We start from the raw sequence: 12,970 nt of genomic DNA, 5'->3' as shown, positions 1-12,970 counted from the left end.
GTTTTATCAGCTCAATACATCTTTCTTTTTGAAGATCATCCACGAAGCGCCTATCAACAGCACTATATGCAGTAACAGAAAGATGGCCGACTTCAAAATGCTGTCGTAAAAAATCTGATCGTCGAAGAAACCTTTCCATCCCAGCATATGCGAGGTAAAGAGAAAAGGTTTGAGACTATTGAACAATGGAAGATCCATGGTGGTGAGGATGGTGAACAGAATCACTATGCTCATGGTGCTCACGATCGGGCCGATACTGTTCTCCGCGAACATCGAGAGAAAAAATGAAAGCGCCGCTACCGTCACCATCGCAATGGCTGCAAATCCGAATGCAGCGAGGTACCGCCAGAGTACATCATTTTTCAATATCACCACCAGTTCCTTTGCTTTGAAAACAGCGAGATCGTCTACGCCGAACAACAGCATGCTGAGGCCGAGCGACAAAAAGGCCATCCAGATCAGCAGCAACAAAGTATATACTGTAGAAGCAACGAATTTACCCATGATCAGCGATCCTCTGCTAACCGGTTTGCTCACCAGTAGGCGAAGTGTTCCGCTGTTGGCTTCTCCTGCAATCATATCACCGCCAACCAGCGCTATCAGAAGAGGCACGTGAATCAGCAGTGTCTGCAGAATGAAATAACAAACAAAGTATCCGTTCAGCATTTTCCCTTCGATCACAAAATCGCCGCCCACACTCTGCAACAGAAAATCCATGTATACCTGTCCATCTGAGTACAAGGCAGTCTGAATCAGCAACACAATTACCGTGATAGCCACAAACGAAATATAGGTGCGTGGCTTCTTGAATATTTTAAACAGTTCAATTTGCAGGATGGTCCACATGCGGATTGGATGTTGTTAGTGACAGAAAATAAGCTTCCAGCGAATGCCGCGGCTGTATACCGAGAACAGCTGCTCCCATCTGCACCAGGTCTGCAGTGAGTTGGGGAATTTCTTTCACATTCATCTGTAAGCTGATCACATCATCATGATGATGCTGCAGATAAGTGTTCCAGGGTGATGCCTGCAGTTGCTGCAAACTGTGTTCGGGATTAGCTACCCTTAGTTCTATCAGCATTTTTGAAGAATCGAACAGATCGCGGAGCGCTCCTTCTACTATCTTCTTTCCTTTATTGATGATGATCATGCGATTGGCAGTCATCTCAATTTCGTTGAGCAGGTGCGAGCTTACCACTACTGTCTTTCCTTCTTCCCTGCTGAGCCTGAGTATCAGCTGCCTGATGTCTGCAATGCCCTGTGGATCGAGGCCATTGGTAGGTTCGTCGAGTATCACCAGCTGAGGGTTATGCACCAGTGCCACAGCTATGCCCAGCCGCTGTTTCATGCCCTGTGAGAAGGTATGCACTTTGGAGTTTGCCCGCTCCTGCAGGCCTACACGGGCCAACTGATCGAGCAGGGTCTGTTTGGATAATTTCATGCCGCTCAGTTTTGCAAAGAGCTGCAGATTTTCGAGCGCTGTAAGGTATTTGTAGAGATCCGGCCTTTCGATTACCGCCCCCACCTGTCGCAGAATTTCGGACCGGTGTTTCCGGAGATCCATCCCGAAAATTTCAATTGTGCCTTCGGTTGGCTGTATGAGTGAGAGCAGCATCCGGATGGTAGTGGATTTTCCTGCGCCATTCTGACCAAGGAACCCATACACATCTCCTTTATTTACTGTGATAGATATATCATCAACAGCTTTAATATCTTTATAATACTTGCTGAGATTCGATACAGATATTAGTGGAGACATAGTCTGATTTACTGATGCAAATTACTATACAATTATGGTGAGATTCCGGTTCAGGCAAGTATTTTTTTGGCTCCTTCCTTACATAATACTTGCATAATAATTCTGGTCTGATTATATTTGCTTTCAATTCTGGTGATCCTACGATAATTCCATTCGGCAGTTACAGCCTATACTGCACCAATTTCCACCCCCCTTTGCCTAATCGTTTTTTGAACCTATACAAGACTCTTTTGTACTGTCCAATAGCTATGTAAGCTAATTGAATCCGTTTGTCCAACAACTTTCAAGTCTACTTCCTTTGAATGCCCCATCGTACAGGCAATCCGTGTCCCTACCTAACACATTTTCAAAACTCTGAAACTTGTTGACAGTATGCAAAAGAACTTTACCCTTGTTGCTCTCTTCTGGGCATTCATCACAGTGAGCGCATCCGCTCAAACTTATGAGAACTTCAATTCACGTACAGACGTTACGCTTGAACAAGTTAAACCTCATCTCACCGGTCAATGTTGGATCTTCAAAAATGTTCAGATCAACAGCGGCACTACCCCAACAATTGAAGGCGATGGCACCACCGTATTCGGCCCTGCCACTTCACCTACGCAGGAAACAGGATTTTACACCCCCGTTCTCGAAATGTGGGGATACCTGAAAGTAACTTTCACTTACAAACTCACTGGTCCATCTACAGACGGAGCCCGTAAATGGATGAAGATCTTCGTAACCGACGGCGAGAACAATATCATCGGGTCTTACCTCGACAGTGTTGAACTCACCGGCAAACCCCACAACGTAGATCAGGAATACAGCGGAATTTTCGAGTTCCCGAAAATCGGTTCCGGCAGCTACAAAGTGTATGTAAATTTCCAGGGAATCAACTCTACCTCAACACTCGAAGTAGATAAATTCTGGGCAAGCCAGAACAAGCGCTACAACACCGGCTGCAACCAGCCTCCGGTTGGTGAAGAAGACGAAATACAGGGCAATTCAAAATATGAAGCCAAAGGAAAAGTGTTGCTGAACGACAGCGACCCTGACAATGACGTCATCTACGCCAAACTCGAACAGAATTCTGCGGACGGAACAGTAGAGCTCTTCGGCAATGGAGACTTTACATTCAAACCAAAAATCGGATTCAGAGGCGACCACACTACCTTCACCTACAGAGTATGCGATCAGGGTGTTACACCGCTCTGCTCAGATCCCATCACCGTTACCATCAACTTCCCTGATGGAGGTCCGCTTCCCGTAACACTGATCGATTTCAAAGGAATCTCCAAACCTAACGGAGACGTAGAAATCAGCTGGATCACCACTTTCGAGATCAACAGCGACCGTTTCGAAGTAGAGCGCAGCTCCAATGGAACCGACTGGGAAAAAGTTGGAACAGTAGCTGCACAGGGAAATTCGAACAGCAAGGTAAATTACGCATTCACCGATAAGCCCAAGAGAGCTGCGAAGAAAGATCTGTACTACCGTCTTCGTCAACTCGATAAAGATGGCACACCGCATGTAACTAAAATTCTGGTGGTTCGCGTGTACAACAACACCACACTTAAAATGGTGAGCGTAACGCCAAACCCTGTTAAGAACGACATTGTGGTATATGTTCAGGTGAGCGAATCATCGCTGGCAGTGATGAAAGTGGTAAATGCTTTCGGTGCAGAAGTAATGCGCAAAACAGTGAAGTTCGAAGCAGGAACCCGCTCAGTTACACTCGATGGTACCAGCATGCTCAAACCAGGCATGTATGTGCTGGATATGATCATCAACGGCAATGAGAGAATGGTAGTGAAGCTGGTTAAAGAATAAAAGGTTTTTTCAGAGGTAATATCGATCCCCGTTCTTTGGAACGGGGATTTTTTTTATAGCGTACAATCAGATCATAGTAAATTAAAAAGATGGGGTCGGAAAGATTCACTTCTCCCATTGTAAAAAGTGATGGGGATTACTTTTGCTTAATGCTCAAATACGACTGAAGATTCTTCACATACTTATTGAAAGCAGCTTTGCCTTCTTCGGTGATCCTGCAAACGGTCTGAGGATAATTATTGTGAAACTGCTTCTGAACGTCGATATAACCTGCTTCGCGGAGTTTGTTGATCTGAACGCTGAGGTTGCCGGCAGTGGCATTGGTTTTCTCGCGGATGAAAGTGAATTCAGCTTCCTGCTGTTGCATCAGCAGGCTGATTACGGCGAGACGCAACTGTGAGTGCAAGATGGGGTCGAGATGCTGAAATTCCATTACTGCTTTTAAAATTAACAGTAACAAATATACAGTCAAAGCAGGGCTTTAACCGGATTGTCCGGATTAAAAACCCTGCTTTGCTTTTTAATCTATTTGCAACCTGCAATCAGATCACTCGCTTGTTTCTTTCCCCAATGAGGATGCAGTGCTGACGCGGGTTTGAAGGCATCATATCTCTTAATGGCTTCTTCCAGAATGGGCTTTGCAACTCCACATCCACCACCGAATTGCTCTGGTGTGTAACGCAGGTTTTGTCCCTGAATAAAATAAGGTCTGGGATTCGAAGGATCCTGCGTTTTTGCTTCACCCAGCGCTTTTTCGATAGCCGGACCATACACCTGATACCTGCTCATCGGATCAACCAGCATGCGCAGTGTAGCCGTGATAGAACGGATCACACTGATCTCTGAGTTGTTAGGAGCCAGTGCATCGGCCTTTGCAAGCAGCGCATCTACTTTATCTGCATACTGATCGTTATTCGGCTGATCATTCTTGATCAGTGCATACAGCGCTTGTGTATACGCAGCATAGTAATAAGGCAACCATTGATTCTTCTCTGCGTCGGCAATGCGTTCGAAACCCGCTGAAGATGCCAGAAAATCATCAGCTGTTTTTGCTGAATCGATCTCTGCAATCTTGCCGCTCATTGCGCTGTTGAATTTGTCGCTCTGAGCCATTGCAGCTGCGGAAAAGGTAACCGCAGCAATAAGTACCAGGATCTGTTTCATATTGTTGTTTTTATAAATTGCCATTGATAACATCTTGTGTTCTGTCGATTCCAAAACTAATAAAGCATCCCAGGTAAAAGAAACGGCGTGCCGCAGGCAGTATCGGATCTTTTCTGCTTCCGTTAAATGAATAATTGTACCCGAAAATCTGATCGCTCCCCAGCACATTGGTCACTGAAAAAACCCATACCGTGAATTTCTTCGAATCTTTCTTACCGATGCTCGGAAGATAGTTTACGCTAAAGCTAAGGTTATTGTACGTAATTGTTTTACCCTGCTCGGCTATCGTAAATTTATTCTGCCCTTCGTTGTACCGGATGTTATAGTAAGGTCTGCCGGTTGCAAATGAGTAAGAGGCATTAAATCCGGTTTTGAGTTTGGTTACAAACTTCTTCACTATCAGGCTCACTGTGTGATTGGCCGCAAATCCAGGCTGAATGGCATAAGGGTAATTGAGGTAATCGCGTTTTGTATCGAGATAGGAATAAGAAATCCAGTAGTCAACATCCTTCAGGGTTTTTCTGTCGCGCCAGAACAATTCAAATCCCTGCGCTTTTCCGTATCCGCCGTTGCCAGCACTGTCTGTGATGTAGTTGCCTTTGGTGGAGTAGGTTTTCACCAGCTCATCGTATTTTTTGTAGAAGGCCTCGAGGCGGAGCGTGTAATCTTTGCTTACGCGCTGATAGTTCACAATGTAGTGCGAAGCGCGGGTATATGCGAGATCGTTGTGCACATAATTCTGCAGAAAGAAGGTCTTCTCCGGCCGTTGATAGAAGATGCCATAAGCAACCGACATCTGATCGTCTTTCCCCAGTTTGTAGGCGAGTGAAGCGCGCGGTACAATGTTGGCTTTATCGAGCAGGGATGAATGTTCTACTCTTGTGCCCAGCTTCGCTGCCAGATCGTTGGTGATGTAAATATCCGCTTCTGCAAAACCTGCTTTGAAGTGATCGTTCACAGTGATTTTTCCGTTCTGTACATAACGGTTGGTAAAATCGCTTTTGTCTGTGAAATAGAGATATTCGCCTCCGAAACGGATAGCGCTCAATCCGTACAATCTGCGTTCCAGCACGGCTTTGATCTGTGCAAGATCTGCTGTGGATTTGAGGTTGAAGGTCTTTGTATTGTAGGGAACATCATTGAGAAACTGTTCTTTCTCGTCGCTGTTCTCCAGTACATTTCTGATCTTATCTATGTTGTTGCTGTAAGATGTTCCGAGATAGATCTTCCACTTCTTTCCTATCTTCTCTTTCCAGCTCAGGTTGGCGTATACATTGAAGTTGTAAAGAGAGAATGCATTCTTCAGTCCGGTTGAATCCACATCGGGTCTGCGAATACCAAACTGGCCGTAGTTGAAGTAACCATAGAACTTAAGTATGCCGGTTTTGGAAGTTTTTATCCTGAAGTTGGCTTCACTGTTATGATATTCCGGCATGATGAAGTTATCCGGCCTTTGTTTTACGATACCGAAATAAGCGGCCAGGTTGGTGTAGGAATAACTGATGCCCCAGCTGCTCTTCTTATCCTTTGCCAGATGGTTGTATCCTGCATTTACGCCAATGGGAGAAAGACCGATATCGGCTGAAGTACGTTCAGGAAGATCGATCGACTCAAGTATCAGTGCAGAGGAAAGCGCTCCTCCATACAATGCAGAATATCCACCCGTACTGAAAACTGTTCCTTTGAAGATGAATGGCGAAAAGCGTCCGCGCGAAGCGAGATCAGGCGCGCTCGACAGAAAGAAATTGTTCACGAGCGTTCCATCGATAAATACCTTGGTTTCTTCCGCGCTTCCTCCGCGAACGAACAAACCTTCTTTTTCCCCTACCTGCTGCGCACCGGGTAAGGTTTTGAGCGCTCCGGTTACATCGCCATTTGATCCTGCGGTGGTTACAATATCGATAGGACCCAGTACTGTTACGCGTTTTGTATCACTGGCTTCAAATGTACCAGCAGTAATGGTAACGGCCGTAAGTTCATTCGGTTCTACCTTCAGCACCAGATCGAGCGATTGAGTACCGGGCTGCAGTGTGTATTTCTGTTCCAGCATTTTGTAACCGATGCAGGTAATAATAATGGTTTGCTCTCCTTTTTCTGATGTGCGGAAACGGTAATTGCCCAGTGAGTCGGTAGTTCCTCCGTCGTAAGAGTTTTTAATTGCTATGCTTGCCCCGCCAACTCCCCTTCCTCTTCCATCTTTAATTTTTCCCTGTAAAACAGTCTGTGCATTTACCAGCAAACTGGTCATTGTAATCAGGATAAGGGGAATTACTTTCAGCATAGCAGATAATTTATGCAGCAAAACTAGAGTAGTTTATGATGTAAACTAAACCATTCATGTAACCTTTCGGTGAAACCGGTTATCGTCTCGGTAAAAAAGCGGATGAGGCCGGCAATTTTGCTGCTACCCACTCTCATTTGCAAATCTGCAACCTCCATTTTGAATGTTTTTTGACCTTTCTCAACAAGTTTTTTATTGTGTTGCACAGCATCTTTATTTTTTTCCCCTTTGCTTAAAGCTAAACCAGATGGCTCTTTCGACGAAATGTGGATAACGTAAATCATGATAGGAAAAACCCTATTGCATCGCTCTGGATTATTGACTACACTTGCAACAGGTCCAACAAAAACGAGTATCCAGTAAATCAATTTTACTTACCCTCTGTAACATGAACCCTTAGCCCTCTCTGGTTACTTAAATAATGCTGGACCCTGAGCATCAAAAATTGACCAGCCCATCTGGTGTGTGATTCGTCTGGTCCGGCTTTAAAAATTTATTATCCAAACCATTGAAAATCCAAGGTGCATGAAACATCTGTACGCTATTTACATCTCCGCAATTACCCGTTCTTACCGCAATATCTTCCGGAACCAGTGACCTCACTGACCATACCGCATTGATACTTCAACACAAGCATTATGAGAACGGGAAATAATCTGCTTTGGGTATTATTGCTGTCTGCGTCCGTACCTGCGTTTGCACAAAACCGGTACAGCAGGGTCAGCATCCGGATTCCGGCACAGGGTCTTTCCTGGCTGGCATCACGGGGTGTTTCATTCGATCATGGCGAATTGAATGAAGCGGACAATACATTCATTACAACACTCAGCGTAAAACAGCTGGCAGCACTGAAAGCTACCGGCACATCTTATTCCGTACTGGTAGAAGATGAAGAAGCAGCTGCTGTTCGTCAATATAAAAAAGGAAACTTCTATCGCAATTCTAATGCACTGATGGTGGATGGCAAACTGCAGTTTCAGCAGTCCTGCGCATCGGCCATCGAGTCGGTGGATGTACCTGCCGCTTTCACCGAAGGATCTTATGCAGGTTACTACACTTTCAACGAAATGCAGGCGAAGATCAAATACATGGTAGATACCTATCCTGATCTGGTAGACACCATTATTCTTCCCATCAAAAGTATCGAAGGCCGCCCCCTTATTGCTGTTAAGATCTCCGATAATGCAGGTACAGATGAGAATGAACCGGAAGCGCTCTACACCGGTCTCCATCATGCACGCGAAGGCATGAGCATGATGAATCTCTTCTTCTTCATGAACTATCTGCTCGAACACTACAATACCGATGCAAGAATAAAAGACCTCGTAGACAGCCGCGAGTTGTATTTCATTCCATGCGTTAACCCCGATGGATATGTTTACAACGAAACGAGCTCACCCGGCGGCGGTGGCATGTGGAGAAAGAACAGAAGAAACAATGGCGGTTCACGCGGTGTGGACCTCAACAGAAATTATGGAGAAGACTGGGGAGAGAATGGTCCCGATGTAAGCATCTCCACCAATCCGAATGATGAAGACTATATCGGATCGGCTCCATGGTCGGAGCCTGAAACCCGCGCCATCAGGGCGTTTGGACAAAGCAGGCATTTTACCATCGCAATCGACCATCACGCATACGGAAATTATTACGTAACGCCTTTCGGACGCCCCGCTCAACATCCGTTCACTCCGCAGGATACAGACTTCTATACGTATGCATCTGCATTGATGGGCAAATACAACGCCTATTCGGCAGGAGACGGACTGGCCACTGTAGGATATTATGCCGTAGGCAATTCGCGCGACTGGTATATGATCGGAGATATCGGCACAGGCAGCAAACAAAAAACATATGGCTACACGGTAGAGATTGGTCCGGGTAACCAGGGCTTCTGGCCAGACAACTCCATGATCATCCCGATAGCGAAAACAATGTTCTTCGCCAATATCCAGATGGCATACATGGCCGGATCATATTTTGAATTGCAGGACCTCGATGCCATCAATTTCACTGCCACAAGTGGCACGCATCATTTCTCTGTACGCCGCATCGGGCTTACAGATGCACCCGTAACCATTTCATTTCAACCACTTGAAAATATTACGTTCACCGGATCACCGGTAACCATCAGCAGCATGCCCCAGTACTTCAATGTACAGAATCAAAGCATCGCCTATCAGTTGCCTGCAAGCATAGCCGCCGGAACAAGAATCAGGTTCCTTCGCAGAACAGTATCGGCAGGCATTACCACAACAGATACCATCGTAAAATATTATCAGCCCGTTCAGCTGATGAGTGAGGATATGGAAACCGTGAGCAACTGGCAGTTCACCGGCAACTGGGGATCGAGTACAGCAGCGGCTTTCGGAGGAAGCAGATCGATCTCCGAATCACCAACAGGCAATTATGTATCAGGAGAAAGTTCCTATGCCACTTACGGGAATGCCATCGATCTCTCCGATGCAGTATCTGCGCATCTCGTGTTCAGAGTAAGGCATCGTGCGCAAAACGGATACGACAAATTGCAGGTGCAACTCTCCGACGGATCGGGTTTCGAACCTGTATGCGCTACTTCCACCATCAAAGAGAATGTAGGGACCATCGGCAATGAGCCCGCCATCACAGGGAACAGAGTTATCTGGAATCAGGAAGTGATCGACCTTAAAGATTATCTCGGCAAAAGCAATGTGCGCCTCCGGTTCGGATTCTTTGCAAACAGCTCAAAAACCGACGACGGCTTTTATATCGATAATGTAGAACTGGTGAAATCTACACTGGAAGTACTTCCGCTGCAGTTCATCAATGTGGAGGCAAGAAAATCGGCGAATGGAATTGAGGTAAGCTGGAAGATAGCGGAAGATGTTAACCTTTCTCATTTTGAAGTAGAACGTTCTTCAGATGGAAAGCAGTTCAGCACAATCGCTGTGGTGAACAATCTACCATATCAGATTACAGACAAAGAGCCTCAGGCAGTGAACTACTATCGCATCAGGGCAGTGAGCAAAGACAAACGATCTGCGTACAGCAGAACGGTGCGACTCGATTATCAGCTCTCTGCGCTGGTATCGGTATCGCCTAATCCGGCTTCAGCGTCGTTGGTGATCCGTTACGAAACACCTAAAGAAACCAGTTTTCTTTTGCGCATAACGGATGTTGCAGGCAGACTGCTGCACCAGCAAATGCTGCATACCGCCGGTGGAGCGGGTTACAGGCAGCTGAACATCGGCACCTGGAAACCGCAGCTCTACATTGTTATGCTGAAAGATCTGAAGAGCGGAAAAGAAACTATTACAAAAATTGTTAAGAAATGATAGCAAACCAGGTATGCTGTTGATAAAACAGCAGGCACTGAGTTACAAACCATGTAAATCCAAATTTTATGAAAACGGGAAAATACCTTCTGGTAGTGTTGATGATATCAGCATCCATCTTTGGTATTCGGGACAGAGTGAAAGCCCAAAGCCTCGACCTTAGCAAAACAGTGAAGAACGTTACCACATCGTCGGCTGGTAATCTTGCGAAGGAAGGGGATATTCTGGAATACACGATCATTGTGAGGAATCTTACATCGGTGCTCCTTACGGGAACAACACTGATCGATAATATTCCTGCAGGTTCTTCGTATGTACCTGCATCTACTACGCTCAATACGGGCGCAGTTGCAGATGCCTCAGGCAATATGCCTTACACCGGTTCGGGTTCGTTGGTGAATTCACCATTGCGGCCGGCAGGTGTATTGGCGCCGGGAGCTTCGGCTACTATTGCGTTCAGAGTGAAAGTGACTGCCAATGGCGGTAACATCACCAATTACGCTATGGTGGAAACACATAATGGTCCTAATACCATTTATCAAAACACCAATACGGTGTTCACCAATCTTACAGCAGACGCTACCTGTTCTGTGATCTATCAGTCCACCGCATCAAGTCAGGGAGGAACGCCTTCCAGCGGCAACGATTATCGATATATCAGAACGCTGAGCACTGTTAACGGAACAGCAGGGCCGTTGCTGTATAATGGAGCTACCGGTCTTAGTAAAAATGCACTCACCGGTGCGCTGCTTTCTGCCGGCAGTGTTCTTAAATATGCATCTGCCATTGCTTATGATAAGAAAAGCAACCGCATTTATTTTGTAAACAATTACAGCAATTCCAAACAGGATCTCTGCTATATCAACCTCAATGAATCAGTAAAAACAGCTTACAGATATGTGGGCTATACCATGGAAACTACATTGGAAGATGGCTGGAATATCAACCGTATGGCCTTTGCCTCTGATGGATTCGGCTATGCCATCACACAGAACGGGCAGGATATCATCAAATTCTCAGTGAATCCTTCAACCAATATTCCTACCATCACAAGAATGGGAGCGCTGATCAACGATCCATCCAACGCCAGCAGCGGAATGGACATTCTCGATGAAAGCGGTGGTGATATTTTCGGTGATGGATCGGGCAATCTCTACCTGATAGCCAACTCAAGCAATCTTTACAAAATCAATCCCAATACAAAGAATGCCATTTTCCTGGGAAGTGTTAACCCAAACCCTGCATCCTCTTCCAATGCCATTGCAGTGGATGCATCAGGTACAGTGTATATCGGTGGTGCATACCAGAACGTGTACACGGTTAACCTGCTCACCATGGCCGCTTCATCCATCACAAGCGGTACCAGCAACGTATGGACAACCGGCGACTACACAAGCTGCGCCTTCCCCGTTCTGGCTCCGGCACTAACAGCCAACAAAACGTACAGAAATATCAATGGAAGCAATATAGTTTTCGGAGGTGATACAGTGGAGTACAAAATTGAAGTGATCAATACCGGCAATATCAATGCAGCCGGTGTGAAGCTCCATGATGCCATCCCTTCTTCAACAGTATACATTCCAGGTTCTACTTACCTGAATGGTGTACCTGTAGCAGATGATGCAGGAGAAATGCCTTTCTCCATTCCCGGTGGCCGTGAGATCCATTCTCCCAATGAATATCCTGGTATCATCAGACCCGGCGTTGCCAGCAAAGCGGTGCTCACTTTCAGAGCCAAGGTTCAGCCCATGGTTACCATCTGCAATCAGAGCCGAATTACACTGCTCGATGTAAATGGCAACACCATCTTCATCAATTCCAATGATCCTACAATACCGGGTACAGGCAACCCAACCTGCTTCTTCTCGGACGGTACATTGCCTTTAAAGAGTCTCGAACTGAAAGGAATAATGCAGAACGATCAATCGCTGCTGCAATGGGAAGTAAGAGAGGAGCAGGATATCAGCCATTACGAAGTATTGTATGCAGCGGATGGCATTAACTTCAAAACAATCGGAAAAGTAAACAGCAAAGGAAATTCACTCAGCACACAGACCTACAAATACACAGACGCACAGAATACGCAGGCAGTGAACAGGTATTACAGAATACGTGCAGTAGGAGTAAGACCGGAAGACCAGACGCTCTCCAAGATCATCAGATTAAGCATGAACAATCTGCAGGATATTCATGTGCAACCGAATCCATTCCAGAAAGACATCACGGTACGTATGGAGCTGAGAAATCCGGAGCAGGTAAGGTTCAGACTGGTTGATCTGTCGGGCAAAGAACTGCTTAATCAGGCAAAACAACTTGCCAGAGGCAGCCATAGCATTACATTGAATATCGGAGCCAATTTATCGCAGGGAGTATATGTGCTGGAAATTTATACAGCATCGGACAATCAGGCGATACGCCAGAAATTGGTGAAGCGTTAAGAACGCATTTAGTACAGGCAGTTTCTTTTAATCATACACCAACAAGCGCCGGGCCAGATGGCCCGGTTTTTTTAATCAAAAAAGCCAGGCTTGGAAAAGCCCGGCTGTTGTTGATCGTACCCTTTAAATAAAAACCGTTTGGAGTTACCGATCTTGAAAGTGTACAGCTGGTACGCTGTTGATGCTGAACTTTCCTGAAAATCAT

The 12,970-nt window shown here is 45.9% G+C and carries 9 protein-coding genes; 3 read left to right on the top strand and 6 right to left on the bottom strand.

The features are described from left to right. Positions 1-6 precede the first annotated feature (6 nt). Together HHL16_RS06460 and HHL16_RS06455 are read right to left on the bottom strand one after the other, a co-directional pair. Positions 7-846 carry an ABC transporter permease subunit gene (locus tag HHL16_RS06460; protein ID WP_169424310.1) on the bottom strand — a complete coding sequence of 280 codons (840 nt, stop codon included), beginning with the start codon at positions 844-846 and terminating at the stop codon, positions 7-9. Then, entirely contained in the window at positions 824-1,759 is a 936-nt protein-coding gene (locus HHL16_RS06455; RefSeq protein WP_169424309.1) for an ABC transporter ATP-binding protein, read from the bottom strand. The genes HHL16_RS06460 and HHL16_RS06455 overlap by 23 nt, the downstream gene beginning before the upstream one ends. A gap of 372 nt (positions 1,760-2,131) precedes the next feature. Here HHL16_RS06455 and HHL16_RS06450 point away from each other — a divergent pair, with 372 nt between their 5' ends. Then, positions 2,132-3,571, top strand: coding sequence for an Ig-like domain-containing protein (locus HHL16_RS06450; RefSeq protein ID WP_169424308.1), 1,440 nt, complete (start codon positions 2,132-2,134; stop codon positions 3,569-3,571). 136 nt (positions 3,572-3,707) lie between these two features. Here the strand turns inward: HHL16_RS06450 and HHL16_RS06445 are convergent, their stop codons facing one another. From HHL16_RS06445 to HHL16_RS06430, 4 genes are all read right to left on the bottom strand, one after another. Further along, positions 3,708-4,004, bottom strand: coding sequence for a transcriptional regulator (locus tag HHL16_RS06445; RefSeq protein WP_169424307.1), 297 nt, complete (start codon positions 4,002-4,004; stop codon positions 3,708-3,710). Positions 4,005-4,096: 92 nt separating this feature from the next. Next, complete coding sequence (locus HHL16_RS06440) at positions 4,097-4,735, bottom strand: hypothetical protein (protein ID WP_169424306.1); 639 nt, start codon at positions 4,733-4,735, stop codon at positions 4,097-4,099. Positions 4,736-4,745: 10 nt separating this feature from the next. Then, positions 4,746-7,016, bottom strand: a complete 2,271-nt coding sequence (locus HHL16_RS06435) for a TonB-dependent receptor (RefSeq protein WP_169424305.1) — start codon at positions 7,014-7,016, stop codon at positions 4,746-4,748. 23 nt (positions 7,017-7,039) lie between these two features. Further along, positions 7,040-7,300, bottom strand: coding sequence for a hypothetical protein (locus HHL16_RS06430; RefSeq protein ID WP_169424304.1), 261 nt, complete (start codon positions 7,298-7,300; stop codon positions 7,040-7,042). Positions 7,301-7,654: 354 nt separating this feature from the next. Here HHL16_RS06430 and HHL16_RS06425 point away from each other — a divergent pair, with 354 nt between their 5' ends. Beyond that, on the top strand, positions 7,655-10,327 hold the full coding sequence (locus tag HHL16_RS06425) for a M14 family zinc carboxypeptidase (RefSeq protein WP_169424303.1): 2,673 nt from the start codon (positions 7,655-7,657) through the stop codon (positions 10,325-10,327). A gap of 68 nt (positions 10,328-10,395) precedes the next feature. Continuing rightward, positions 10,396-12,765 carry a T9SS type A sorting domain-containing protein gene (locus HHL16_RS06420; protein ID WP_169424302.1) on the top strand — a complete coding sequence of 790 codons (2,370 nt, stop codon included), beginning with the start codon at positions 10,396-10,398 and terminating at the stop codon, positions 12,763-12,765. Positions 12,766-12,970: the final 205 nt, after the last annotated feature.

The organism is Pseudoflavitalea sp. G-6-1-2, assembly GCF_012927185.1.
Lineage (GTDB): Bacteria > Bacteroidota > Bacteroidia > Chitinophagales > Chitinophagaceae > Pseudobacter.
Note: the sequence above shows the minus strand (reverse complement) of the source record. Positions and strands in the feature narration are given on the sequence as shown.

What these genes read in the sequence shown, in the direction of transcription:
- HHL16_RS06445 (WP_169424307.1), bottom strand. Translation starts at nt 4,004, where the DNA reads ATGGAATTTCAGCATCTCGACCCCATCTTGCACTCACAGTTGCGTCTC.
- HHL16_RS06450 (WP_169424308.1), top strand. Translation starts at nt 2,132, where the DNA reads ATGCAAAAGAACTTTACCCTTGTTGCTCTCTTCTGGGCATTCATCACA.
- HHL16_RS06425 (WP_169424303.1), top strand. Translation starts at nt 7,655, where the DNA reads ATGAGAACGGGAAATAATCTGCTTTGGGTATTATTGCTGTCTGCGTCC.
- HHL16_RS06420 (WP_169424302.1), top strand. Translation starts at nt 10,396, where the DNA reads ATGAAAACGGGAAAATACCTTCTGGTAGTGTTGATGATATCAGCATCC.
- HHL16_RS06440 (WP_169424306.1), bottom strand. Translation starts at nt 4,735, where the DNA reads ATGAAACAGATCCTGGTACTTATTGCTGCGGTTACCTTTTCCGCAGCT.
- HHL16_RS06435 (WP_169424305.1), bottom strand. Translation starts at nt 7,016, where the DNA reads ATGCTGAAAGTAATTCCCCTTATCCTGATTACAATGACCAGTTTGCTG.
- HHL16_RS06430 (WP_169424304.1), bottom strand. Translation starts at nt 7,300, where the DNA reads ATGATTTACGTTATCCACATTTCGTCGAAAGAGCCATCTGGTTTAGCT.
- HHL16_RS06460 (WP_169424310.1), bottom strand. Translation starts at nt 846, where the DNA reads ATGTGGACCATCCTGCAAATTGAACTGTTTAAAATATTCAAGAAGCCA.
- HHL16_RS06455 (WP_169424309.1), bottom strand. Translation starts at nt 1,759, where the DNA reads ATGTCTCCACTAATATCTGTATCGAATCTCAGCAAGTATTATAAAGAT.